General features: G+C 71.6%; 21 protein-coding genes. 7 read left to right on the top strand and 14 right to left on the bottom strand.

Annotated elements, in window-relative coordinates; all coding sequences use genetic code 11:
* Position 1: 1 nt before the first annotated feature.
* A complete protein-coding gene (locus ACTWNK_RS40855; RefSeq protein ID WP_474310341.1) occupies positions 2-1,942 on the top strand; it encodes a S9 family peptidase in 1,941 nt (646 codons plus the stop codon).
* 82 nt (positions 1,943-2,024) lie between these two features.
* Positions 2,025-2,519 (top strand): beta-class carbonic anhydrase, encoded by a 495-nt coding sequence (locus tag ACTWNK_RS40850; RefSeq protein ID WP_474310340.1) that lies wholly within the window; start codon positions 2,025-2,027, stop codon positions 2,517-2,519.
* Here the strand turns inward: ACTWNK_RS40850 and ACTWNK_RS40845 are convergent.
* Positions 2,509-3,510 (bottom strand): AraC family transcriptional regulator, encoded by a 1,002-nt coding sequence (locus tag ACTWNK_RS40845; protein ID WP_474310339.1) that lies wholly within the window; start codon positions 3,508-3,510, stop codon positions 2,509-2,511. The genes ACTWNK_RS40850 and ACTWNK_RS40845 overlap by 11 nt on opposite strands.
* Before the next feature lie 112 nt (positions 3,511-3,622).
* Here ACTWNK_RS40845 and ACTWNK_RS40840 point away from each other — a divergent pair, with 112 nt between their 5' ends.
* Together ACTWNK_RS40840 and ACTWNK_RS40835 are read left to right on the top strand one after the other, a co-directional pair.
* Positions 3,623-4,444 carry an NAD(P)H-binding protein gene (locus tag ACTWNK_RS40840; RefSeq protein ID WP_474310337.1) on the top strand — a complete coding sequence of 274 codons (822 nt, stop codon included), beginning with the start codon at positions 3,623-3,625 and terminating at the stop codon, positions 4,442-4,444.
* On the top strand, positions 4,441-4,842 hold the full coding sequence (locus ACTWNK_RS40835) for a DUF4345 domain-containing protein (protein ID WP_474311132.1): 402 nt from the start codon (positions 4,441-4,443) through the stop codon (positions 4,840-4,842). Before ACTWNK_RS40840 ends, ACTWNK_RS40835 begins: the two co-directional genes overlap by 4 nt.
* A gap of 7 nt (positions 4,843-4,849) precedes the next feature.
* Here ACTWNK_RS40835 and ACTWNK_RS40830 read toward each other — a convergent pair whose 3' ends face one another.
* A complete protein-coding gene (locus tag ACTWNK_RS40830) occupies positions 4,850-5,866 on the bottom strand; it encodes a hypothetical protein (RefSeq protein WP_474310336.1) in 1,017 nt (338 codons plus the stop codon).
* On the bottom strand, positions 5,863-6,426 hold the full coding sequence (locus ACTWNK_RS40825; protein ID WP_474310335.1) for a TetR/AcrR family transcriptional regulator: 564 nt from the start codon (positions 6,424-6,426) through the stop codon (positions 5,863-5,865). The genes ACTWNK_RS40830 and ACTWNK_RS40825 overlap by 4 nt, the downstream gene beginning before the upstream one ends.
* A gap of 354 nt (positions 6,427-6,780) precedes the next feature.
* On the opposite strand from ACTWNK_RS40825, the gene ACTWNK_RS40820 reads away from it, so the two are divergent.
* Positions 6,781-7,386: a response regulator transcription factor gene (locus ACTWNK_RS40820; protein WP_474310333.1), complete on the top strand. Its 606-nt coding sequence runs from the start codon at positions 6,781-6,783 to the stop codon at positions 7,384-7,386.
* Between the two features lie 4 nt (positions 7,387-7,390).
* Here ACTWNK_RS40820 and ACTWNK_RS40815 read toward each other — a convergent pair whose 3' ends face one another.
* The 6 genes from ACTWNK_RS40815 to ACTWNK_RS40790 form a co-directional block, all read right to left on the bottom strand.
* Positions 7,391-9,385, bottom strand: a complete 1,995-nt coding sequence (locus tag ACTWNK_RS40815) for a prolyl oligopeptidase family serine peptidase (protein ID WP_474310331.1) — start codon at positions 9,383-9,385, stop codon at positions 7,391-7,393.
* The gene (locus tag ACTWNK_RS40810) at positions 9,382-11,067 is read right to left on the bottom strand and encodes an ATP-binding cassette domain-containing protein (protein ID WP_474310329.1); all 1,686 of its coding nucleotides are present in this window, start codon (positions 11,065-11,067) and stop codon (positions 9,382-9,384) included. The genes ACTWNK_RS40815 and ACTWNK_RS40810 overlap by 4 nt, the downstream gene beginning before the upstream one ends.
* Positions 11,064-12,713, bottom strand: a complete 1,650-nt coding sequence (locus ACTWNK_RS40805) for an ATP-binding cassette domain-containing protein (RefSeq protein ID WP_474310328.1) — start codon at positions 12,711-12,713, stop codon at positions 11,064-11,066. Before ACTWNK_RS40805 ends, ACTWNK_RS40810 begins: the two co-directional genes overlap by 4 nt.
* Before the next feature lie 66 nt (positions 12,714-12,779).
* Positions 12,780-12,911 (bottom strand): SapB/AmfS family lanthipeptide, encoded by a 132-nt coding sequence (locus tag ACTWNK_RS40800; protein ID WP_474310327.1) that lies wholly within the window; start codon positions 12,909-12,911, stop codon positions 12,780-12,782.
* Between the two features lie 4 nt (positions 12,912-12,915).
* On the bottom strand, positions 12,916-15,450 hold the full coding sequence (lanKC, locus tag ACTWNK_RS40795) for a class III lanthionine synthetase LanKC (protein WP_474310326.1): 2,535 nt from the start codon (positions 15,448-15,450) through the stop codon (positions 12,916-12,918).
* A gap of 121 nt (positions 15,451-15,571) precedes the next feature.
* Positions 15,572-16,639 (bottom strand): sensor histidine kinase, encoded by a 1,068-nt coding sequence (locus ACTWNK_RS40790; RefSeq protein WP_474310324.1) that lies wholly within the window; start codon positions 16,637-16,639, stop codon positions 15,572-15,574.
* Positions 16,640-17,221: 582 nt separating this feature from the next.
* On the opposite strand from ACTWNK_RS40790, the gene ACTWNK_RS40785 reads away from it, so the two are divergent.
* Entirely contained in the window at positions 17,222-18,346 is a 1,125-nt protein-coding gene (locus ACTWNK_RS40785; protein WP_474310323.1) for a S1 family peptidase, read from the top strand.
* Positions 18,347-18,544: 198 nt separating this feature from the next.
* Complete coding sequence (locus tag ACTWNK_RS40780; RefSeq protein ID WP_474310321.1) at positions 18,545-19,879, top strand: oxygenase MpaB family protein; 1,335 nt, start codon at positions 18,545-18,547, stop codon at positions 19,877-19,879.
* Between the two features lie 25 nt (positions 19,880-19,904).
* On the opposite strand, the gene ACTWNK_RS40775 is transcribed toward ACTWNK_RS40780, so the two are convergent.
* Genes ACTWNK_RS40775 through ACTWNK_RS40755 form a run of 5 tightly spaced genes read right to left on the bottom strand, consistent with a single transcriptional unit; the run spans position 19,905 to position 23,380 of the window.
* Positions 19,905-20,078 carry a hypothetical protein gene (locus ACTWNK_RS40775; protein ID WP_474310319.1) on the bottom strand — a complete coding sequence of 58 codons (174 nt, stop codon included), beginning with the start codon at positions 20,076-20,078 and terminating at the stop codon, positions 19,905-19,907.
* 11 nt (positions 20,079-20,089) lie between these two features.
* Entirely contained in the window at positions 20,090-20,536 is a 447-nt protein-coding gene (locus ACTWNK_RS40770) for a S26 family signal peptidase (RefSeq protein ID WP_474310318.1), read from the bottom strand.
* On the bottom strand, positions 20,533-22,368 hold the full coding sequence (locus tag ACTWNK_RS40765) for an ABC transporter ATP-binding protein (protein ID WP_474310317.1): 1,836 nt from the start codon (positions 22,366-22,368) through the stop codon (positions 20,533-20,535). The genes ACTWNK_RS40770 and ACTWNK_RS40765 overlap by 4 nt, the downstream gene beginning before the upstream one ends.
* Positions 22,365-22,880, bottom strand: a complete 516-nt coding sequence (locus tag ACTWNK_RS40760) for a thioredoxin domain-containing protein (RefSeq protein ID WP_474310315.1) — start codon at positions 22,878-22,880, stop codon at positions 22,365-22,367. The genes ACTWNK_RS40765 and ACTWNK_RS40760 overlap by 4 nt, the downstream gene beginning before the upstream one ends.
* Positions 22,877-23,380, bottom strand: a complete 504-nt coding sequence (locus ACTWNK_RS40755) for a MauE/DoxX family redox-associated membrane protein (protein ID WP_474310313.1) — start codon at positions 23,378-23,380, stop codon at positions 22,877-22,879. Before ACTWNK_RS40755 ends, ACTWNK_RS40760 begins: the two co-directional genes overlap by 4 nt.
* Positions 23,381-23,506 lie beyond the last annotated feature (126 nt).

The raw sequence follows: 23,506 nt of genomic DNA, 5'->3' as shown, positions 1-23,506 counted from the left end.
CATGGCCCGCCCCCTGAGCATCGACGACCTCTATGCCTTCGAGGTGCCGCGTGAGCCCGCCATCTCCCCTGACGGCGACCTGGTCGCCTATGTGCTGCGCACCACCGACAGGGACGCCGACGCCGACCGCTACTCCATCTGGCTGGTCCCGACCGACGGCGGGGTGCCACCGCGCCGCCTGACCTCGGGCCCGGCCGACTCCGCGCCCGCCTGGTCGCCCGACGGCAGGCGGCTGGCGTTCCTGCGGGCGGGGGAGGGCCCGCCGCAGATCTGGACGCTGCCGATGGCGGGCGGCGACCCCGAGCAGCACACCACGCTTCCGCTGGGCGCGGGCCGCCCGGTGTGGAGCCCGGACGGCGAGGCCGTCGCCTTCAGCGCGCCCGTCGACGCGGCGGCCGGCCAGGCCGGGCCGCTCGTGATCGACAGGCTCGGCTTCAAGGCCGACGGCGTCGGCTACCGAGGCTCGGTACGCATGCACGTGCACGTGCTCGACCTGGCCTCCGGCGGCCTGCGCAGGCTGACGGACGGCGAGCGGGACGCCGGCACGCCCGCCTGGTCGCCCGACGGCTCCCTGCTGGCCTATCCCTCGGCCTGCGGCACCTCCTCCGACCTCACGCTGGCATCGGCCGCCTTCGTGGTCGAGGCGAAGGAGGGCGGCCAGGGGCCCAGGATGGTGGGATCGGCCGACGGCATCGTCGACGGCGTCACCTGGGACCCCGACGGCTCGGCCCTGCTCGTCGTGGGCGCGCCCGCCGTACGCATCGGGCATCTGTCGTTGTCGCGGGTGCCGCTCGACGGCGGCGCGGCCGTGGAGCTGACGGCGGGCCTGGACCGCAACGTACGGCCGGGCGTCGGCGGCTGGTACGGCGCCTTCCCCCAGGTCACGCTGGACGGCAGGACGGTCGTGTTCGGCGTGGCCGACCAGGGGCGCACGCACGTCTACACCGCCGACCTGCACGACGGCGACCCCAGGCCGCTGCTGGCCTCGGCCGATCTCGTCGTGTCGGGCGTCTCGCTGGCCGCGAACGTCGACAGGGCGGCGGCGATGCTCATCACTCCCGAGTCCTACGGCGAGATCGCGGTGCTGAACCTGGCGGGAGGCGCGCCGCGCGTGCTGACCTCGCACACGGCGTCGGCGCTGCCCGGTGTGGAGCTGGTCGTCGCGCAGGAGCGGGAGTTCAACACGGCGGAGGGCGTCGCCGTACACGGGTGGTTGTTGCGTGATCCCGGGGTGAGCGGGCCGGGGCCGTTGCTCGTGGACGTGCACGGGGGGCCGCACCTGGCGTGGGGTCCGAACGTCGAGCTGGCCAATCCCTACCACCAGTTGCTGGTCGCCCGGGGGTGGTCGGTGCTGCTGCTCAATCCCCGGGGCAGCGACGGCTACGGCGAGGAGTTCTACCGGGCCAATCTGAGCGCGTGGGGGCACGGCGACGAGCGTGACTTCCTCGATCCGATCGAGCAGCTGGTGATCGAGGGAGTGGCCGATCCGGCGCGGCTGGCCGTGTGCGGCTACTCCTACGGCGGGTTCATGACCGCGCATCTCACCACGCGTACGGACGTGTTCGCCGCGGCCGTGGTGGCGGGGCCGATGGCGGACCTGGTCAGTGCGGCGGGCACGTCGGACCTCAACCACGTGTTCGCCAGCCTCGAGTTCGGCGCGCATCCGCACGACGACCGCGAGCTGGTGCGGGCGCAGTCGCCTCTTGAGCGGGTCGAGCACGTCGGCACGCCCACGCTGCTGCTGCACGCGGTCAACGACGAGCGCTGCCCGGTCGGCCAGTCGGAGGCGTGGTTCTCCGCGCTGCGGGTGCGCGGTGTCCCGGCCAGGATGGTGTTGTACCCGGACTCGTCGCACCAGTTCATCGTCGACGGCAAGCCGTCCTTCCGTGCCGACTACAGCACCAGGATCGTCGACTGGGTGAGTGAGCACATCAAGGGCTGATTACCCAAGGTAATTACCTATTGACTATGTAGGGATTCTTGGAAAAAGTGGTGGCGTTCACCATTCGTAGTGAGGGGATCTCATGAGCGTCACCGACGAGCTGCTCGCCAATGCCGACCGCTATGCCGCCGCCTTCGACAAGGGCCACCTGCCGCTGCCTCCGGCCAAGCAGGTGGCCGTCCTGGCCTGCATGGACGCTAGGCTCAACGTCTACGGCGTGCTCGGCCTGAACGAGGGCGACGCGCACGTCATCCGCAACGCGGGCGGCGTCGTCACCGCCGACGAGCGCCGCAGCCTGGCCATCAGCCAGCGCCTGCTCGGCACCCGCGAGATCATCCTCATCCACCACACCGACTGCGGCATGCTGACCTTCACCGACGACGCCTTCAAGGAGGGCATCCGCGAGGAGGTCGGCATCAAGCCCGACTGGTCGGCCGAGGCGTTCGACGACCTCGACACCGATGTCAGGCAGTCGATCGCCCGGATCAAGGCCGATCCGTTCATCCCGGTCAAGGACTCCGTGCGCGGCTTCGTCTACGAGGTCGAGACCGGGCGGCTGCGCGAGGTCAAGCCGTGACGGCCTGCTGACGCGGCACGCCGTGGCCCGCACCCGTCGCGCCCGCCGCCCTGACCGCACCGGGCGGCGTGCCGAACGTGCGCTTGAACGCCCGCGAGAAGGCCGCCTCGGACTGGTAGCCGAATCGCCTGGCCACCAGCGACATCGGCTCGTCGCTCTGGCGCAGATGCGTGTGGGCCAGCTGCATGCGCCACTGGGCCAGGTAGTGCATGGCGGGCTCGCCCACGAGCTCGGTGAAGCGTGCGGAGAACGCCGAACGCGACATCCCGGCCGCGGCGGCGAGCTCGGCCAGCGTCCACTCGCGTTCGGGCGAGCGGTGGATCAGCACCAGCGCCCTTCCCATGTACTCGTCGCGCAGCGCGGCGAGCCAGCCCTGGTTGGCCTCGGGCGCCGAGTCGAGCCAGGAGCGTATGGCCTGCACGACGAGGACGTCGGCGAGCCTGGTGATGACGGTCTCGCCGCCGGGCCGCAGGGCGAGCGCCTCACGCGAGATGAAGCGCAGCGTGCTGTGCAGCCAGCTCGCGTCGTCGTCGTCCCAGCTGTCGATGTGCAGCACGCGGGGGAGCTGGGCGATCAGCCGCCTGGCCACCACGTGGTCGAAGTCCATGACGCCGTAGGTCACGTGGGTGAGCTCGCCGCCCCCGCCGTGCCGCATGATCTCGTAGCGCTCGCTGATCGGCTCGACGGGCAGGTCGAACAGCGGCCTGGCCTGGGCGGTGAGGTCGCTGCGGATGCGGTGCGGGGTGCCGTGCGGGATCAGTGTGAGGCTGCCCTGGCGCAGGAACCTCGGCTCGTCGCCCTCGACCTCGAGCCAGCACGCGCCCGACGTCACGACCTGGAAGGTCATCACGTCGTCGAGCCTGGGCACGTCCACGCCCCACGGCGCGGTGAGCTCGGCCCTGCAGTACAGCGTGCCGGTCAGTCTGAGCAGGTGCAGCGCCTCGCCGAGCAGGTCGGTCGGCGGCGGGTGGCGGCGGGCAGTGCTCGGCATGCTCCCATCGTCGCATGTCGTCCACCGGTCATCCACAGCTGTGGACGATGGGCAAAGAAGGCCGGACTGTGGGTGATGGTGCGTCCAGCTCCGGCTGAGCAGCATGGACGACATGCGAAAAGCTTCCACTCTTGTCATCGGTTCAACGGGTAAGACGGGCAGGCGCGTGGCCGCCCTGCTGACGGCGCGCGGCCATGCCGTCAGAGGCGTGTCGAGGAAGTCGGACCCGCCCTTCGACTGGGAGGACCCCTCCACCTGGCCCGAAGCCCTCGCGGGTGTCGGGTCGGTCTACGTCTCCTACGTGCCCGACCTCGCCTCGCCCGCCGCGCCGCAGGCCATCGAGACGCTGGTGAACTGTGCGGCGGACGCGGGCGTCAGGCGCCTGGTGCTGCTGTCGGGCCGTGGCGAGGCCAACGCCCAGCGGTGCGAGGACATCGTGCGCGTCTCGGGTCTCGACCACACGATCGTCAGGACGAGCTGGTTCGCGCAGAACTTCTCCGAAGGCCATCTGCTCGGCTCCGTGCTCGACGGTGTGATCGCGCTTCCGGCGGGCGAGGTGGCCGAGCCGTTCGTCGACGTCGACGACATCGCCGACGTCGCGGTGGCCGCGCTCACCGACGACCGCCACTCGGGCCGGCTGTACGAACTCACCGGCCCGCGCCTGCTCACCTTCCACGACGCCGCGGCCGAGATCTCCCGGGCGTCCGGCCTGCCGGTGAGCTACGCGGCCCTCACGTCCGAGCAGTTCCACGCCGGGATCACCGCGAGCATGGGACCGGCCTACGCCGATCTGCTCACCGAGCTGTGCCGGGAGGTGTTCGACGGCCGCAATGCCGTGCTCGCCGAGGGCGTGCAGGAGGCGCTCGACAGGCAACCGCGCGATTTCACCGGATTCTGTACGGCTACTGCGGCGTCGGGGGTGTGGACGCGATGAACAATTCCAAACTGCGGATCGGCATACTACTTATCTCTGGCCTTGTCGGTATAGCCATCGGGATAGCGTCGCTTTTCCTACCGGTCGCCTTTTATGCGACTAATGGTATCAATCTGGGGACTAATCCCAGTATGTTCAGCGAAGTCCGGGCGGCCGGGAGTGGCGTGCTGGTCGCCGGGCTGGTCATGCTCGCCGGGGCGTTCGTGCCTCGGCTACGCTTCGCGGCGGCGGCGACCGGGGCGGCGTTCTACCTGGCCTACGCGCTGTCCAGGGGGCTGAGCATGGTCGTCGACGGGGCTCCGGTGAGTGGTCTCGTCATCGCCGCCGGAGTGGAGCTGGCCCTCGGCCTGGCGTGTGTCCTCGTCCTCACCCGGATGCGGGCCACGGCTCCCGCCTGAGCGTCGCTCACCGCTCGCGGGTCCAGATCCAGGCGCTGGAGTCCTCGTCGTGTGAAGGGCTGCCGCCCACGGCGAAGACCGTCGTGCCGTCCGGGGTCGCGGCCAGGTCGAACACGGCGGGCGCCGACGCCTTCGGGGCCCGCTCCCAGCTCCATCGGACGCCGTCGTAGTGCCACAGCAGCCTGCGGGTCGACTCCCACGGCTGGGCGCCCGCCCAGATGCCGCCCTTGCCGTCGGGGGTCACCGCGGTGAGATACATGTACTCGGCCGGACACTCGACAGCCTGCCATCGCACGCCGTCCCAGTGGTGGGCCACGGCACGCGTCCACCCCTGGCCCACCACGTTGCCCACGACCCACACGTCGTCGGCCGAGCGCGCGGCGACGTCACCCAGCCTCTGCGCCTGTCCGGGCAGGTCCACGACCTGCCACCCGCCCTCGTCCAGGCGCAGCAGCTCCTCGCGGCCGTCCGCCCCGCCGATCGCGTAGAGCACCGAAGGCCCGGCCGCGACCAGCTCGTCGATGTGCAGCCCCTCGGGCGACGGCGTCGCGCGCCAGCCGCGGGCGGTCCGGTGGAACATGAAGGGCCGTTCGCCCCGCAGGCCCGACACCCAGACCTCACCCGAGCCGACGGCCAGTGCGGTCGTGACGTGGTCGGCGCCGATCGGCTCGGCACGCGACCAGCGCTCGCCGTTCCAGCGCCAGGCCGAGTGGTTGTCGAACGTCCACACGTCGGCCGGGCCCGTCGCGGTCAGCGCCTGGTGGGTGAGGCCGGGCCGGGGACCGCGAAAGGAGCTCCAGCTCGTGCCGTCCCAGCGCATGAGCAGCCCGCCGTCGTCGCGGTACCCGGAGGCCCAGGCCTGCCTCGGCCCGGTCACCACGACATCGGTCACGGCGGACGACAGCCCACCGGGCTTGACACTGCTCCAGAGCGAGGACGCCGACGGCGAAGGCCGAGCCGTCGGAGCCGCGGGCGCGGGCGAACACCCCACCAGCACGACCAGCAGGCACAGGCCCGCCCTCACCGGGCCCCGCCTCCCGCCACCCGGCGAAACAGCGCCTGTACGGAGGCGGTGACGTCACGCTCGTCGCCATGGTGGCAGTGCCCGGCATAGGCGTGCAGGAGGAAGGCCGATGCGAAGGCCGGATCGGCGACGTCGAACTCGCCCGCGGCCGTGCCTTCGGCGAGCACGGCCGCCAGCAGGTCGCGTGCGACGTCCGCCCCCTCACCGCTCGCACCGCGCTCGTGCACGAGCAGATGGTGCAGCGCGGGCCGCTCCCGCGCACCGGCGACCCATCCCGCCACCAGGGCGTCGAGCCGATCGGCCCAGCTCAGGCCCGGCCGGTCGAGCAGGTGTGCGGGCCCGCGGCACATCTCCTGCCACAGATCGGCCCGCAGGGCGCGGATCAGGTCGTGCTTGGCGGCGAAGTAGAGGTACACCGTGCCCTTGGCGATTCCGGCCCTGGCCGCGACCCTACTCACCGTGAGATGGTCGTAACCGTCGAGCAGCAGGCCCTCGGTCGTGGCGTCGAGGATCTGCCTGCGCCGCACATCGGGAGGCCGGAAGCGGGTGGGGCCTGGCACGGGCTGACTCCATGGGCATCGGGTGACGGGGTGATGCTGGCCGTCTCCCAGCGTGCCACGTCGTCCTCGCGAAGACCTCAGGCCGGAAGCCTGCCGTCAGGCGTGCGCCACCCCGTCAGGGGCCCCAAATAACCGAATGATATTCCAGCAAGATGTACGGACGGACAGTGAATTGGGGCAGTCGAATATTGCTGCGATTTGCGGAGATTGCGGTACCGAAAATCAGCTGGCACCGCCGAAAGTCGCGCCTTTGTCACTTATTGGTCATACATCTCGATCGCTCGACTTTTCAGAATCTGACGCTTTGGTCAGGATGAGGGTCAACACCTTTCCAGTTGAGGCGAGAGGACGACAGTGATCCGTACTTTGCTCGCTGAGGACATGGACCTCATCCGAGGGGCGATCGCGGCGCTGCTGGCCATGGAGCCGGACATCGAGGTGGTGGCGGAGGTGGACAGGGGCGACAACATCCTGGCCGCGGCCCGCGCCTCCAAGCCGGACGTCGCGGTGCTCGACCTGGCCATGCCCGGTCAGGACGGCCTCACGGCGGCGCAGGAGCTGCACGACCACCTGCCCTCGTGCAAGGTGCTCATCCTGACCGCCGTCGGCACGCCCGGCTCGCTCAAACGGGCCATCGACGCCCACGTGCGCGGGTTCCTCGCCAAGGCCTCACCCTCGCACCAGCTCGCCGACGCCATCAGGAAGATCGCGAGCGGCGGCACCGTCGTCGACTCCGCGCTCGCCATCGCCGCGATGACGACCGACGACGCCCCGCTCACCGCCCGCGAGCTGAACGTGCTGGAGGCGGCGGCCGAAGGCTCCTCCATCCCCGAGATCGCCGCCTCGCTCTTCCTGGCGGAGGGCACCGTGCGCAACTACCTCGGGCGCACCCGCTCGAAGCTGGGCGCGCGAAGCAGCATCGACGCGATCCGCATCGCGCGTGAGTCCGGCTGGATCTGACGCCTCACGGTGATCCTTTGGCACGGTCCGAAAGCCCGGTCCTGGCCGCGAGGAACGCCAGCGCGTCGGCCGTCAGCGCGATCGACCGGCTGACGGCGCGTGCGCCGTGCCCGACGTCGGGTTCGTGACGCAGCAGGATCGGCTCCTCGCCAGCGTCGGCCCACTGCATCGCCGCGCACATCTTGCGCGCGTGCATCGGATCGACCCGTGTGTCACCGGCGGCCACCGTGAACAGGGTGGCCGGATAGCACTCCCCGGCGCGTACCCGGTGATAGGGCGAATACGACAGCAGCCAGTCCAGCTCCGCGGGCACCGCGGCCGAGCCGTACTCGTTGCGCCATCCCGCGCCCAGCCCCGAGCCCTCGTAGCGGACCATGTCGAGCAGCGGCGCCGAGCACACCGCCGAGCCGAACAGGTCGGGCCGCTGGGTGAGCATCGCCCCGACGAGCAGCCCGCCGTTCGACTCGCCCCAGATGCCGAGCTGCTCCCGCGTCGTCAGGCCGTCGGCGATCAACGTCTCGGCCACGGCGGCGAAGTCGTCGAACACGTTCTGCTTGTTGGCCCGCATCCCGGCCCGGTGCCAGGCCTCGCCCTCCTCGCCGCCGCCACGCAGCCCGGCGACCGCCAGCACGCCACCCGCCTCGACCCAGGCCAGCGAGTCGGCCGCGTAGCCGGGCACCAGAGGCACCCCGAAGCCGCCGTACCCGACCAGGATCGTCGGCCTCGGCCCCGCCTGCCCGTCGGTCCTGGCGACCACGACCACCCTGATCGTGGTCCCGTCGGCCGACACGCACGTCACCTGCCTGCTCTCCACCCCAGGTACGGCGACGCCACCGGGCGCCAGGGCCCACGGCGTCGTGCTGTGCGCACGGGCGTCGTAGCGCCACACCGATGCGGGCGTGACGGCGTCGGTGTAGAGGAACCACGCCTCGTGCCCGCCGTCCGGCCTGCCGGTGAGCGAGGCGACCGTGCCGTCGCCCGGCAGTTCCACCGCGCCGGTGCGCTCGCCCGTCGCCAGGTCGTGCCGGTCCAGCTGGGTGATCGCGTGTCTGACCTTCGACAGCAGCAGCACGCCGCCCTCCAGGATGGTGAAGGCGCCCATCACCGCCTGCGGGTCCTCGGGCACGAGCTCCTGCCACTCGCCCGGTGTGCGGGGATCGGCCACACACAGCCTGCCCCTGGGGGCGTCGAGATCGGTCAGCACGTAGAGGCGTCCGTCCGGTCCCACGGCGGCGGCGCTGTGCGCGAGGCCTGCGGGCTGGATCTCGCGCAGGTCGTCCTCGGCCAGGTCGGCCAGCCACAGCTCGTTCGGCGCCGAAGGGCCGGGCGCCGCCGACAGGGTGAGCCAGCGGCCGTCGGCGCTGACACCGAGCCCGTAGGTGGACTCGTGGCCGGTGCGGAACACCAGCGTGTCCTGCTCGGCGGGTGTGCCCAGCACGTGCCGGTAGACGCCCTCGCGGAAGCGCACGTAACAGAAGGACTCGCTGCCCGCCGCCCAGGCGATGGGGGAGTACCTGCACCCGTGGATGGGGCCCTCCACGTTCTGCCCGGTCGCGGTGTCGAGGACGTAGAGCTCCGAGCGCTCGTCGCCGCGCCGCGACACCTGGTAGGCCAGCAGGCCGCCCTTCGGGTCCGGCTGCCAGTCGTCGAGCGTGGTCAGTCCGGAGGGGTCCAGCCGCATGGGGTCGAGCAGCACCTCGTCGTCGAGCAGCAGCACCGGGTGCTCCTGCCCGGCGGAGCGGCGTACGTGGAAGTGCCGTTCGCCGCGCCAGACCGGCGGGGTCACCACACCGGCGTCGCTCAGCTCGGCCAGCCGCCCACGCCACTCCTCACGCCACGGCAGCCCGGTCGCACGCTCCTGCCACAGGGCCTCCTGCCCGGCCAGCCAGGCCACGGTCGCCGGGTCGGAGGCGTCCTCGAGCCAGCGATAGGGATCGGGTACGGCCCTGCCGTGCGGGCGATCGACGAGCGGCAGGCGATGGGCGTCCGGGTATCTCATGGGATCAGCTCCTTGCCGGCGACAAGCTCGGCATATAGCGGCACGGTCGTGAGAAGGGCCTCGTGGCTGCCGAGGCTCGCGGCGGCTCCGTCGAGCACGAGCACCCGGCGGGCGCGCAGTGCCGATGTGACCCGGTGCGCGACCACGATCAGCGTGCCCGGCCTGCGGGCGAACACCTCTTCGGCCCTGGCCTCGGCCGCGGGGTCGAGATGGCAGGTGGCCTCGTCGAGGATGATCAGCCGGGCGGTGGTGAGGTAGGCCCTGGCCAGGGCGAGGAGCTGGCGTTCGCCCGCCGAGAGGACGCCGGGGTCGAGGACGGCGTCGTAGCCGCCGCACCTGGCGACGAGCTCGCCCATGCCCAGCTCCGCGACCGCCGCCTCCACCTCGGGCAGTGCGGCGTCGGCCAGGTAGGTCAGGTTGTCCAGCAGTGTGCCGCGGAAGACGTAGGCCTCCTGCGGGATCAGCACGCGTGTGTCCGGCCGCGCGTGTTCGGCGGGCACGCCGCCCAGCAGGATCGCGCCGGAGCCGGGCGTGAGGGTGCCGGCCATGAGCGCGGCGAGTGTGGACTTGCCGGTGCCGCTCGGTCCGACGATCGCCAGGTGCTCGCCTTCGGGGATACGCAGGTCCAGGCCGTCGAGCACGGGTTCGGCGTGCTCGCCGTAGGCGAAGGTGAGGCCTGACGCCTCGACCGTGACGCCGTCCGGCTCGGCCTCGCGCGCCTGCGGGGTGGCGCTCGCGGGGCGCAGGATGCGTTCGAGCGCGGCGAACAGCCGTACACCGCTCACGCCGAGGCCCTCGACCAGGCCGCCGAGCGCGGGCGACAGCGACTGGGTGACATAGGCGAGCACGCCGATGATCGCCCCGACGGCCAGCCCGCGCTCCAGCAGATAGGGCGTCCAGAGCAGCACCAGCACCACGGGCAGCCACCCGCCGATCGCCAGTGCCGTCGTCCGCGCGGCGGTGACCCCGGCCAGCTTGCGCGCGGCGGCGGCCTGGGCGTCGACCTGCCGGCCGAGCCCGGCGCCGACCCGCTCCTCGGCCCCGCACGCGGCGATGTCGCGCAGCGCGGAGGAGGCGGTGGTCATCGCCTGGGTGGTGGCCTCGTCGGCGAGCAGGAAGGCCCGCTGCCTGCGCACCAGCGCGGGCAGCGACAGCAGGAAAAGCGCCACGCCCACCGCGAACGGCGGCAGCACCAGCAGCGCGGCCTCCGGCGCGAGCGTGAGCACGCCGAGCCCGGCGCTGACGAGGGTGAAGGCGAAGCCGCGCACGACGGTGACCAGCGCGGCGAAGGCGTCACGCGCCAGCTCCACCTGCAGGGTGATCCGGGTGACGGACGCGCTCGCGGGAGGAGGCGCACGGAAGGAGGCGGTGACGTCGTGCAGGGTGGTGTGCACGACCCGCTGCAACAACTCGTCACGGAACGGCTCGGCGATCGAGGCCACGGCCAGGATGACCTGCCGCGCGGCCCCCGCCGCCAGCAGCCAGGCGGCGCCGAGCAGCGCCAGCCAGCCCAGCCCGGTCAGCGGGCGGCCCGCGGCGAAACCGTCGTCGATGGCACGGGCGATGGCGTGCCCGATGAGGAAGGCGGGCAGCACCTCGGCCACCGACCACAGGCCGATCCTGACCAGCGCCCTGGGCCTGCTCGCCAGCGTGTGGCGCAGCACCGCGCCGGGCCCGCTCACGTGTCCTGCCTGAAGACGGCGCGGTAGCCGGGCTCGCGCCACAGCTCGTCGTGCGTGCCCTGACCGCGCAGCGTGCCGTCCTCCAGCCAGACGACGAGGTCGGCGCGTGCGGCGGTCGCCTGCCGGTGTGCGGTGATCAGCCGGGTACGTCCGCCGTGTTCGCCGGTGAGCGCCTCGGCGACCAGGCGTTCGGTCATCGTGTCCAGGCTGGATGTGGCGTCGTCGAGCACGAGCAGGCGTTCGGCCTGGGCGAAGGCTCTGGCCAGGCCGATGCGCTGGCGTTCGCCTCCGGACAGGGGCGCCTGGTCGAGCGCGGTGCCGTACCCGTCGGGCAGGCGTCTGATGAAGGCGTCGGCGCGTGCGGCGACGGCCGCGCCGGTCACGTCGGCGCCCGGTGGCCCGATCGCCTCGGCCACGGTCGCCCCGACGAGCACGGGCCGCTCGAACGCGTAGCCGACCGCCCGCCTGAGCTCGGCATGCGACAACGCGGGCAGCGCGACCCCGTCCAGGAGCACACGGCCCTGCTCGGGATCCAGCAGCCGCCCCGCCAGGGCCGCGAGCAACGACTTGCCCGACCCGGACCGCCCGACGACCGCGGTGAGCGACCCGCCTGGCACGACCAGATGCGGCAGCCGCAGTTCACCGCTGACCACGTCGCTGAAGACCACGGTGCCGGGCCCCTGCGCCGCGGCCGACGTCCCGTGCTCGGTGACGGGTACGGCCAGCAGTTCCTCCACACGCGCCGCGGCCGACCGCGCCCTGGCCAGCTGCCCGACGAAGCCGAGCGCCCCGCTCAGCGAGGCCCCGAGCACGGCGTACCTGGCGGAGGCGTAGAGCTCGCCCACGGTCAGCTGCCCGGCGGCCAGCAGGAACCCGCCCGCGATCAGCACGGCGATCTCCAGGACCGGCACCATGACCCCGGCCTGCACACCGGCGGACGCGGTGGCCCGCCACAGCTGCAGACCGTGCGCGCGCACGTCGGGCAGCGGGCCGAGCACCCTGCGCGCCTCGCGCTCGGTGGTCGCGGCGGCGGCGATCGTCCTGGCGCCCTCCAGCGCGTCGATCATGCGGGCCGCGATCTCGCCCTGTGCCTGCTGGTAGGCCCCCGAGATGGCGCCGCTCACGCGTAGGAAGGCCCGCAGGACGAGCACGATGAGCACGATGCCCACCCCCAGCGTGAGGGTGAGCAGCGGATGGATGAGGGTGAGCGCGACGAGCGCACCGGCCGTCGGGACCAGCAGCGAGACGGCGCTGATCGCGGCCTCGGGCGCCCTGCCGAGTTCCTCGGCGTTGAGCCCGGCTCGGGTGACCAGGTCGCCGGGCGAGTGGGCGCGTGTCATCGCGGGCCCGGCGCCGAGCACCCGGCTCAGGACCGCGTGCCGTACCCAGGCGGCGGCGCGTGCGCCGTTCATGCCTCGGGCCCACACGGTGAGGCTCTCGCAGACGACGGCCACGGCCACGGCTGCCACCGCGTACCAGACCGTGACGCCTGAGCCCTTGCGGACGAAGTCGTCGATGGCGGCGCCGATGAGGAAGGGCAGGGCGAGCTCGGCCACCGCGCCCGTGGTCGCGGCGAACGCCAGGACGACGGGCCACGGCGCGCTGCCGCGCACGGCCTTGGTGATCAGCCGGTCCGCCGTTCGCATGGACTCCTCCAGAGTCGGGAAAGGTCCCGGGGGACGGTGAACGCCCCCCGGGACCTGGTCATCCGATCAGTGGCAAAGAGCGACGCTCAGGTTGCTCGGCTTGCCGGAGTGGCACGTGAGTACCGTGAGAGTGCTGCCGCCACTGGCGACGTCGGCGCTCGCGGGAGCCTCCAGGCCCTGCAGGTCGAAAAGGGACATTTGTCTACACCTCCTTTGTGGGTTCGTTATTGCTTGTCCGCCTTGTGAGCGGCTTGAGGAACGGCAGGTGCGCCGCGGAGCCCGGCTGAAGTGACGCCAGGGCGAGCAGGACACCGGCCGAACCAGTCGAGAAATCCATGGACAGGCGGAGCAGTTGGTCGCCGGGGAAGGCGAGACCGCCGCCGTGGGGAAGGGCGTGCCAGCGAAGGCCGCCCGGGTCGGCGCCGGCGCCGAACGCGGCGACGATGCCCGCCCTGCCGGTGAAGAGCCCGGACTGGACGAAGTAGCCGGAGCGTGCGACCAGGGAGAGGTCGGACAGGGTGGCCATGAGCTCGGCCTGCGGCCGGTGCGCCAGGTAGCGCGCCAGCACCATCGCGATGCCGGCCGACCCCTCGTCGAGGTAGGGCAGCAGCCGCCAGCCCTGGTTGACCTGCAGCGAGCCGTCGTCGGACGTCTTGCAGCGGCGAAGGTCCTGCCGCAGCGCCGTCTCGGCCAGGTCGAGCAGGGCACTGTCGCCGGTGCGCTCGTAGGCGTGCAGGAAGAGCAGGGCCGGTCCGGACGAGCCGTGCAGCAGTCCGGCGCGCGGATTGCTGCCGCCGCTGAGTTCAGGCACGTCCAGGGGGCCGCCGAGCCGGTCGGCGCAGATGTCGACCGCCTTCAGCGCGGCCTCGTCCCGACCGAAGTGCAGCAGCGTCAGGCCGATGCCCGACAGCCCGGAGTACATGGCCGACTCCAGCTCCTGCCACCGCTCGCGCAGGCCGATCTCCAGCACGTCCTGTGCGTCCTGCCGATGCCCGAGCAGGTCGAGCACGTAGGCCAGGCCGCTCAGCCCGTCATAGAGGCCGAGTCCCGATCCGGGCGCGGGCGACTTGGCCCTGGCCAGCAGCCAGTCCACGTGTGGCGTCGGGCAGCCGGAGGCGTGCAGGGCGTAGAACACACCCGCCGCGCCGTTGGCGATGTTCAGCCCGCCGCCCGGCTTGAACTGGGCGATGTCGCCGGGGAAGAGCCGGTCGTCGCGGTGCGGGGTGGCGCTCGCCTCGATGGCCTTGCGCATCGCCTCGCGTACCTCGGGCCAGGGCGAGGTGCCCGGCATCGGCAGGTCGGCGGGCCAGACGCTGCCGTCGGAGATGGTCTCGACGGCGGGCGCTATGCCGTCGGGCGGCATGGGGAAGAGGTCGGAGGCGATCTCGCCGATGTGCCGGATCTTGGCCCGGTGCAGCGGCAGCATGATCGTGCACTGCGGGGCGAACATCCCCATCCGCAGGCAGGCCATGGCGTAGTCGTCGACCTCGGTGCCGTGCCTGTCGGCCGGTGCGGCGAAGGCCGGGTGGGCCAGCGCCGAGCGCCCCTGGTCGTCGACCAGCGTGGCGACCTCGAAGTCGATGAGGACCACGCGCCCGTCCTCGGTCAGCAGGATGTTGTCGGGATGCAGGTCCCCGAAGACCACGCCACGCCCGTGCAGTGCGGCCAGCGCCGCCTCCACCTGGTCGAGGGTGTCCAGCGCCCAGCGGGTGTACTCGGCCATGTCGTCGGGCCCGCACGTCGCACTCGTCATCGGGTAGCGGCGCACCAGCCGGCGTTGCAGCGTGGTGGCGTCGACGAACTCCTCGACGATGAAGTGGTGCTCGCCCACCACGAAGTGGTCGAGCAGGGCGGGCGCCGAGTCCAGTCCGGCCAGGCGCTGCAGGATGTCGCGCTCATGGGTGAGCCTGGCCACGGCGTCACGACCGGCCGCGTCGAGCCCGGCGTAGGGCCTGGCCTCCTTCAGCACCACCCGCTCGCCGCTGCGCTTGTCGCGAGCCAGGTAGACGCCGCCGCCGTTGGAGAAGTGCAGCACACTCTCGACCTGGTACGGCACGTCGTCCATGCGCACGGACTCGCGGGCCTTCAGATGGGGCTCGAGGAAGGCGGGCAGTGTGGTCCAGGGCGGCACGGAGAAGACGGCGTGCCTGACGTCCGGCACCAGATTGCCTTCGGCGTCGTGCACCGCGAGCACCCGCTCGCCGCTGTCGGACAGGCAGTGCCGCTCGGCGAACCCGCCGTACCTGACGAACAGCGGGCCTTCGCCGAAGCGCAGGTCGCTCAGGATGTAGGGGCCTTCGACGCCGTGCAGCAGCTCGTGCAGATCCTTCAGCACCAGTTCGAGCTGCGCCTCGTCACGAGGGTAGATGGTGACCAGCTTGCCGCTGGAGGCACGCGAGGCGGCCTTGGAGTTGAGCATGACGAGCACGGGGAGGCCGCGGAGGAATTTGAAGGCGATGTTCCGCGAGACGCAATAGTCCCAGACGGCGGCCACAGCCCGCTCGGCGTCGTCGACCCGGGCCGACACGTGGATTTTCCAACCCTGCTCGGGGAGCGGCGGCACATTCTTCGGCGCATAGTAGAACCAGGTGTCGCTGGCGTGGTGCGACCAATTGTCGGGCACCGGCCTGCGGGCCGCCTCGAACAATGCCTCCTGCGTCTTCTCGCCGTCAAGTGTGCCGTCAAGAGTGTCGTAGAAGTGCTGGTCGGCCAGGCAATAAAGTTCGTACTGCTCCATGTTTTGCCACCTCCGTCTCGCTTGCTCCATAAGAATGGCGAATACGGAGTGGTGGCGTCTAGTCACATGGAGCACATCCTGACCGGGCGTTCTTCACAGCCTATTGTGTGGTCTGCACAATTCATTTGTGTGATACCGGGATAAGGGCTGAGATTTGAAATAGGCGGTCATTCAGAACGGACACCTCGAAATGGCCGCCGCGCTCGGTCACCTTCTCCCTGAGATTGCGTAACCCCTGGCCGGGCGCGGTGCCGTCGTCATTGATCCCGTCGTTCAGCATCGACAGGCGCACCATTCCGTCGCGGGTCGTGAGACGGATCGAGCAGTGGCCGGCGGCGGCGTGCCTGAGGATGTTCGTGGTGCCTTCGCGCAGGATGTGCACGAGGACCTCGGCCGCGGCCTTGGGCACGTCCGGGCAGCTCACCTCCACCTGACATCGCACGTCGGCCGACTCCAGCACCGCACGCGCCGAGTCCAGTTCGGAGGCCAGCGAGGGCAGCGGCAGCCCGTGCGCGACTGAGCGCACGTCGCCGGTGACCGACCTGACCAGGTCGAGCGTCTCGCCCACGGCCTCAAGGGCCTTGCGGTCGCCGGTCTCCAGCAGCTTCTGCAGCAGCTCGATCTTCAGGCTCAGCACGGTGAGCCGATGCCCGACCAGGTCGTGCAGATCCCGCGTGAGCCTGCGCCGCTCCTGCCGTACGGCCTGGCCGACCTGCTGGCCGCGCACCGCGCCCAGGCAGTGGGTGCGCACGGTCATGATGATCAGCGAGTACTCCACCAGCCCGACCAGCGGCACGCCCACGACCCACAGGCCGGGACCCGCGCCCGAGGTCGGGATGAGCAGCAGCAGCGGCCCGCAGGCCAGGGCGGCCAGCAGCAACGCCCACGAGCGCAGCCGGTCGGCCAGCACGAAGAGGCCGCCGGCGAACAGGCAGAGGACAGGCGCCCAGCCCATACCGAACACGGTGATGGGGGCCCAGGTGGCGACCGTGTTGGCACTGGTCATCCACCACGGTGTGCGCCTGCGCTTGATGACGACGACCAGGATCCGCACGTGCAGGACGACCACGGCGGCCACGATCGCGGCCGCGGCGAGCACGGTGCTCCACCCGCCGCCCGCGACCTTGACCACGGTCAGTCCGGACAGGCTCGCGATTCCCGCTCCCAGCGTGAGCCCGCACAGCCACATCGGCGATAGCGCTGCTATCCCCACTGGGCGGAGCGGGGATGATCCGTCCATTGGTTCCCTTCGCGTGCCGCCGGCCTCGCTCGCGCGGAGACCGGAGGGGCCTCTTCGCGCGGCGTTCCCCTGCCTCCAATCCACATGTTCTAACCCATGCCACCCGAATCAGCCACGTTCCGACTACTGGCTGGATTCATCGTGCTACAGCTGGCGTTCGTCCCTCTAGCCGCAAATGGCGATGTACCGAGCGCGCTAGTAAGCGAAATGCGGCATCTGTCCCATGCCGATCGGGAAACCGCAGGTGGGGGCGGTGTGCCGCTACGGGTTCGCTGTCATTGGAGCTCCGGCTATCTTTCGGGCGACGGTCGTACGGCGACGCCGGGAGCCCAAGGTGGCCGCGACGATATGACAGGAAGTCTGACGAAGATCGCCCCATGACCGAATCGAGGTGAAATTTCAACATGGATGGCCTCTTGGCAGGAAATTGCACGTCAGAGCATCCATAACGCGGTAATAGTGGGCCAGCTGGTATGAGGCTCACGGTGGCTCAGCCGTTAATTTGACATGACCCCCCACAAAGGAGTGCACATGTCGAGTCAACGTACCGCTCTCATCGGCGCAGCGATCCTCGCGCTCTGTCTAGCGGCTCCGCTGACCCCCGCCAACGCAGAACCCACTCCCGTCGCCCCCGAGTCCGCTCCGCCCGCGATGATCGACGCGATGGAGCGCGACCTCGGCCTCACCGAGCAGCAGGCCATCACCCGCCTGGCCAACGAGCAGCGGGCCGCGGTCGTCGAGGCCGGGCTCACCACCACGCTGGGCGCCTCCTACGGCGGCTCCTGGCTGAACGCCGACGCCTCCAAGCTGCAGGTCGCCACCACCGACCGGGCAGCCGTCGCCTCCATCGAGGCGCAGGGCGCGCAGGCCGTGGTCGTCGCCCGTTCGCTGGCCCAGCTCACCGCCGTCAAGGACCAGCTCGACCGGGCCTCCACGCGCGTGCGCACCGGTGCGGCCGTCTGGTACGTCGACGTCACCACCAACAGCGTCACCGTCCTGGCCGCCGACAGGCGCGCGGCCGAGGCCCTCGTGGCCGCCTCCGGCGCCGACAAGAGCGTCGTCAAGGTGACGCCTTCGGCCGAGCGTCCCCAGCCGTTCATCGACATCATCGGCGGCGCGGCCTACTACGCGGGCTCCAGCCGATGCAGCGTCGGTTTCGCCGTCACCCGCGGCAGCACCCCCGGCTTCGTCACCGCGGGCCACTGCGGCAGGACCGGCACCAGGACGACCAGCCCCACCGGCACCTTCCAGGGCTCCTCCTTCCCGGGCAACGACTACGCCTGGGTCGCGGCTCCCGGCAACACCCCCAGGCCGTGGGTACGCGGCTCCGGCGGCCAGAACGTCATCGTCCGAGGCTCCACCCAGGCCTCCGTCGGCGCCTCGATCTGCCGCTCGGGCTCCACGACCGGCTGGCGCTGCGGCACCATCCAGCAGCACAACTCCAGCGTGACCTACCCGCAGGGCACCGTGAGCGGCCTGACCCGCACCAGCGCGTGCGCCCAGCCGGGCGACTCCGGCGGCTCGTTCATCTCCGGCAGCCAGGCCCAGGGCGTGACCTCGGGCGGCTCCGGCAACTGCAGCTCCGGCGGCACGACCTACCACCAGCCGGTCAACGAGATCCTCTCGGTCTACGGCCTGACCCTCACGGTCGGCTGACCGAGGCCGACCCGGCCGACCAAGCCCCCCGGGTGTGACCCACCGTCCACCCGGGGTCCCCCCACAGCGTGCCCGGCACACCCCCGTGCCGGGCACGCTGCCGTATGTCCTGCCCTTCTCTTGTCCCGCAGCGATCACACGCTTGGCGATCACCCGGGTATCCCCACCGGGTAAATCCGAGCAACGGGGTGTGGTGCCATGCGCGACGAAGCGCTGAGCAGGCGTAGAGCGATCGTCCTCACGACAGGAGCGGCCATCGGGGCAGGCTGGGGCATCGCCTCGCCGCCGCCCGCAGCCGCCCGCACCCCCCTCAGACCCGCACCACCGGGTACGGCGGGCGGCCAGGCGCCGCCCGCGTGGCCGAGCAGGCGAGGAGACGGCGAGGCCGTCGTGCGGAGGTTCGGCGAGCGCGGCAGACTCGTCGGCGACCGGCTGCACGTCGGCGACCCCCTGGCCGACGCGGTCGTCGCCGAGCTCGAAGCCGTCGGGCCCAAGGCACGCGTCGCCCTGCGCCAGGGCATCGAGCGCGGCCTGCGCTCGCTGAACGACCCGCCGCCCGCCGTCGCCGCCTTCCTACGCGCGGCCGAGACCGTGCCGCCGTGGGTGACGCCCCGTACCTACATCGGCGGCTCGCACACCTTCATGTCGATCCCGCTGCCCTCGCACGCCCAGGCGCTCGGCCTGGCCGCCCTGACGCACACCTATGGCTCGCCCGCGATCGCCAAGGTGCTCGTGGGGACGGGCGAGCTGATCCAGTCGACCAGACGCCGTCTGATCGAGACCACCGACTGGGTCCTGCGCTGCATGCTCCCGCAGAGCCTGCGACCCGGCGGCAAGGGCTATGTGGCCACCCTCCAGGTACGGCTGCTGCACGCCCAGGCGAGGGCGCGGGCGCTGCGTGCCGGATGGGACACCTCGGCGCTCGGGATGCCGATCGGCCAGGTGGAGATCGCCCGCACCTGGCTGGACTTCCTGCCCGTCTCCTACCGCGCCCTTGAGGCGCTCGGCCACGACCTCACCGCGAGCGAGATCGCCGACCTGTACCGGACCTGGTGGTACATCGGCTACCTGCTCGGCCTGGACCCGGCCTTCTTCCTCGGCATCATCGACCACGACACCGCACGCTCCAGGATCCAGGACGTCATCGACGCCACCAACGAGGCGCCCGACGTCAACTCCAAGGCGCTGGTGACCTCGACGGTCGCGGCCACGGTCGAGCTGTTCTCGCCAGCCGGACTGCTGCGGCCGGTCAGCAGGGAGATCGTGCACGCGACGTTCAGACACGTCAACGGAGCGGCCCTGTCGGACTTCTACGGCGTGGGACCGGTGGCGGCCGAGGCGCTCACGCCCGGCGCCGTCGTCGCGACGAGCACGGCACGGGCGCTCGCCCGTGCCGTGCCCTTCGCCTGGGAGGCCCAGCGTGAGGCCGGCCTCGCCGTGGTGCTGGCCTTCCTGGCGCTGATCCCCGCCTCGGGATTCGCCACGAAGTACTCCGGTTATCGCATGGCGGGCCTGGCCACGGGGAAGTGGTGAGGGGTCGGCCCGCCATACGCATGGACTAGCAGCTGGTGCAGTCGCCGTACGTCACGGTGCAGTTGGAGCGCAGCCAGTAGCGCTTGTAGAAGCTGGTGCCGCACCACTCGCACCACGTCTCCGGCTGACAGCCGGCCGCCGCTTCGGCCGTGGCCTGCGGAAGCACGGCGGCCAGGACCTTCTCACCCAGCTTGAACATGAGTGTCTCCTTCATCTCAACCGCCCGGCGACCTGCCGGGCGGAGCTTTTGTGCAGCCGGCCGACCACCACGCCGAGCATCTGGGCGGCGGCGACATAGCCGAACGTGCGGGAATCGAGGCCGTCCACGGGGTTGTCGGCGAGCACGACCAGTCGGCCGGCGGGCACGACGACCCCTGGAGGCAGCACGGGAACCTGCGCACGAGGCACCGGATCCCCAGGTACGGCGAGCGCCCGCTTGACCAGCAGCCCGGATCCGGCCTCGGGCGAGGCGACGATGACCGCCTGCCCGGCCCGCACGGCCCCGAGCCCGGCCCGGCGCACCAGCAGCCTGTCGCCGTGGCCGAACGCGGGCTCCATGCTCCGGCCGCGTACGGTCACCGCCAGGTAGCGGTGCCGCAGTGCCACGACCAGCCCGGCCAGCGCCAGCACCGTGGCCACGGCCAGCACGGCGCTCACGCCGCGTCCCCGGCGTGCGCGTAGCCCCTGGCCTGAGCGGTGAACAGCCCGGCGTAACCGCCCCCGGCCAGCGCCAGCAGCTCGTCGTGGCAGCCGATCTCGGTGATACGTCCTTCGGCCAGCACCGCGATCGTGTCCGCCTCGCGCACGGCGTTCAGCCGATGCGAGATGAGCAGCGTGGTACGGCCACGGCGGTGTGCGCGCAGGGCCGTGTGCACCTCCTGCTCGGCCGACGGATCGAGCCCGGCGCTCGGCTCGTCCAGGATCATCAGGTCGGCCCGGTCGCGCAGCAGGCCCCTGGCGAGGGCGAGCCGCTGCCACTGCCCGCCGGACAGCGAGACGCCGACCTGGTCGTCCTCGCCGCTGGCGCCCCTGAAGAAGATCTTGGTGAGCAGGGTCGTGTAGCCGAGCGGCAGTCCTTCGACCATCTCGTGCGCCCCCGCACGCCGTGCCGCCGCCTCTATGCCGTCCTGGCCGGCCGACAGGTCGCCGACGCCGATGTTCTCGGCGGCCGTGAGGTCGTAGGCGGCGAAGTCCTGGAACACCGCGCCGATCCTGGCGCGCAGCGAGGCCGGGTCGATGTCGCGCAGGTCGACGCCGTCCCACAGGATGCGGCCCCGTGTCGGGTCGTAGAGCCTGCACAGCAGCTTGACCAGCGTGCTCTTGCCCGCCCCGTTGAGCCCGACCAGGGCCAGCGAGCGGCCGTGCCCGATCGTGAGGTCGACGCCGCGCAGCACCCAGGGCTGGGAGTCGTCGTAGCGGAACCACACGTCGCGCAGTTCGAGCCCGAGGGTGAGTTCGGGGGCGGGCAGGACGCCGATCGGCAGGTCGGGTTCGGCTCGCCGTACGTTCTGGTGGTGTTGGAAGATCAGCATGGCCTGGTGGGCCCAGGCGAGGTGTTCGACGGCGGTGGCCAGGCCCGCCTGGGTTCCGGCGACGGCGGCGACGAACACCGACAGGTCGCCCACCCCGGCACGGCCCGCGACGACCTCGCCGACGACCCAGACCAGCCCGGCGCCCGCGATGAGCGCGGTCAGCAGGGCCAGCAGGCTCTGCCCCCTGGCCTGGCGCAGCCCGACCACGCGCTCCTCGGCGTTGACCGCGCGCAGTTCGGCCAGCATGCGGTCGCGGAAGTACGGGCCGAGGCCGAAGAGCCTGATCTCCTTGGCGACGTGCGGCATGGTGAGCAGCCGCCCGAAGAAGTCCTCTCTGCGCCTGCCGTGCCCGGTGCTCAGCAGCAGCCGCGACTGCGCCCGGCTCAGCCGCAGGTGCACCACCACCATGGGCAGCGCCGCCAGCGTCACCAGCCAGGCCACGACCGGGCTCACGTGCAGCAGCGTCACCAGGAACGCGGCGATCATCACGCCCGCCTGGCCGAACCCGAGCGCGCTGGAGACCAGACGGCCGGGTCCCGACCTGCCCGCCTGCTCGGCCAGGTGCAGCCGATCCTGGAACGCGGGATCCTCCAGCCTGGCCAGCCCCGGCAGCCCGTTGACCGCGGTGTACAGCTCGTCACGCGCCGCCAGCCCGACCCGGCGCTCCAGCTCCGCCTGGACGAAACGCATCACGTGCGGCACGGCCCCGCCGAACGCCCCCAGGACGAGCAGGGCGACCACGACCGGCGCCAGCGCGTCCATGGCGGCGCCCGGCCCGGACAGCCGGTCGAGGACGACCTTGGTGCACCAGGCGGCCAGCACGGGCGTCACACCCGCCACCACCGTCAGCACCACTTGCAGGACGAGTGCGCCCCTGCCGCCCCGCCAGACCAGGGCGACGGCGGCCGTCAGCACCGACCGGTCGAATCCGCCTTCCCGGCGTGCGCGCCCGCTCATACCGGCTCCACGGCCGGGAAGCCGCTCATCGTGGTCCCCGACGCGCGCACGACGCCCTTGCCGTCGAACAGGTGCAGGGCGGGCAGTCCCTTGAGCCCGAACGCCGTGTAGACGGGCCCGAGCGGCTCCTCGACCACCACGCGGGCGACCGGGCTCAGCGCCTCGACCAGCTCCTCCACCTCGCCGGGCGAGCCGGCCACCACGGCGAGCACGTCGCCGCGGCCGAGCCGGTTGGCGGCGACGTAGTCGAGCACCTGCGGCAGCCGTTCGTGGCAGACCGAGCAGCCGGGGCTGAAGAAGCCGACCAGCCTGGCGCTGAGCGCGTCGACCTCGTCGCCGTCCAGCGTCGTCGCCCGGAACGGCGCCGGGCTCGACCCCGCGGGCAGCACCGGCCTCGGCACGTCGCCGGGCGGCGGGTCCTCGGCCCTGGCCCGCAGCCTGGCGATGACGCCGAGCAGGAGCAGCAGGTTCACCAGTGTCAGCGCCGTACAGAAGATCACCAGGTAGGTCATCGCAACACGCTCCCGAGGTCGTCGATTCTGATGAGCAGCAGCGCCGACACCGCGCCCGCGAGCCCGGCCGCCACCCCGGCTTCGAGGCCGGGCGAGCCGCCCCCTCCGGCCGCCGCCAGGCCGAGCAGTCCCGCGAGCGTCAAGATCACATTGCGGATCAGGTGCTGTGCGCCCATCGGCCTGGCCGTACCGCCGAAGCACAGGCAGGAGGCCTCCTTCCCGCGGGCCAGCGTCAGGCCGACCACACCGGCCAGGACCGCGCTCAGCGCGGCGGCCGAGGCGAAGCCGAGCCTGACCGTGCCTGGCACGAGCAGCAGCACCACGACCGCTGCCTCGGCGGCCAGCACCCCCGCGGCGGCCCCAGTACGCCACCTGGCGGGCACCAGCCGCGTCCCGGTCAGCGACCTGGCGAAGCCCGGCAGGTCGCGGACCTTGCCGACGACGGCGGCCGTGTACACCACCACGTGGATGACCCCGCAGGCGATCGCCACATACTCCATGTCCAGGAGGCTAGGAATCGGGTTCGCGCATTCTCTGGAAAGGTTGTTAACCCTTTTGCGAGGATGATCGAACGGGGACCGAACTGGCGAAACGCCCATGCGAGGCCATCGGACCGGCAGAAAACA

This window comes from Nonomuraea sp. IBHARD001, assembly GCF_056106265.1.
The sequence above is the reverse complement of the archived record's forward strand: the minus strand, read 5'-3'. Positions and strand labels throughout refer to the sequence as shown.

What these genes read in the sequence shown, in the direction of transcription:
- ACTWNK_RS40855 (WP_474310341.1), top strand. Translation starts at nt 2, where the DNA reads ATGGCCCGCCCCCTGAGCATCGACGACCTCTATGCCTTCGAGGTGCCG.
- ACTWNK_RS40850 (WP_474310340.1), top strand. Translation starts at nt 2,025, where the DNA reads ATGAGCGTCACCGACGAGCTGCTCGCCAATGCCGACCGCTATGCCGCC.
- ACTWNK_RS40845 (WP_474310339.1), bottom strand. Translation starts at nt 3,510, where the DNA reads ATGCCGAGCACTGCCCGCCGCCACCCGCCGCCGACCGACCTGCTCGGC.
- ACTWNK_RS40840 (WP_474310337.1), top strand. Translation starts at nt 3,623, where the DNA reads ATGCGAAAAGCTTCCACTCTTGTCATCGGTTCAACGGGTAAGACGGGC.
- ACTWNK_RS40835 (WP_474311132.1), top strand. Translation starts at nt 4,441, where the DNA reads ATGAACAATTCCAAACTGCGGATCGGCATACTACTTATCTCTGGCCTT.
- ACTWNK_RS40815 (WP_474310331.1), bottom strand. Translation starts at nt 9,385, where the DNA reads ATGAGATACCCGGACGCCCATCGCCTGCCGCTCGTCGATCGCCCGCAC.
- ACTWNK_RS40805 (WP_474310328.1), bottom strand. Translation starts at nt 12,713, where the DNA reads ATGCGAACGGCGGACCGGCTGATCACCAAGGCCGTGCGCGGCAGCGCG.
- ACTWNK_RS40800 (WP_474310327.1), bottom strand. Translation starts at nt 12,911, where the DNA reads ATGTCCCTTTTCGACCTGCAGGGCCTGGAGGCTCCCGCGAGCGCCGAC.
- lanKC (WP_474310326.1), bottom strand. Translation starts at nt 15,450, where the DNA reads ATGGAGCAGTACGAACTTTATTGCCTGGCCGACCAGCACTTCTACGAC.
- ACTWNK_RS40790 (WP_474310324.1), bottom strand. Translation starts at nt 16,639, where the DNA reads ATGTGGCTGTGCGGGCTCACGCTGGGAGCGGGAATCGCGAGCCTGTCC.
- ACTWNK_RS40785 (WP_474310323.1), top strand. Translation starts at nt 17,222, where the DNA reads ATGTCGAGTCAACGTACCGCTCTCATCGGCGCAGCGATCCTCGCGCTC.
- ACTWNK_RS40780 (WP_474310321.1), top strand. Translation starts at nt 18,545, where the DNA reads ATGCGCGACGAAGCGCTGAGCAGGCGTAGAGCGATCGTCCTCACGACA.
- ACTWNK_RS40775 (WP_474310319.1), bottom strand. Translation starts at nt 20,078, where the DNA reads ATGTTCAAGCTGGGTGAGAAGGTCCTGGCCGCCGTGCTTCCGCAGGCC.
- ACTWNK_RS40765 (WP_474310317.1), bottom strand. Translation starts at nt 22,368, where the DNA reads ATGAGCGGGCGCGCACGCCGGGAAGGCGGATTCGACCGGTCGGTGCTG.
- ACTWNK_RS40760 (WP_474310315.1), bottom strand. Translation starts at nt 22,880, where the DNA reads ATGACCTACCTGGTGATCTTCTGTACGGCGCTGACACTGGTGAACCTG.
- ACTWNK_RS40755 (WP_474310313.1), bottom strand. Translation starts at nt 23,380, where the DNA reads ATGGAGTATGTGGCGATCGCCTGCGGGGTCATCCACGTGGTGGTGTAC.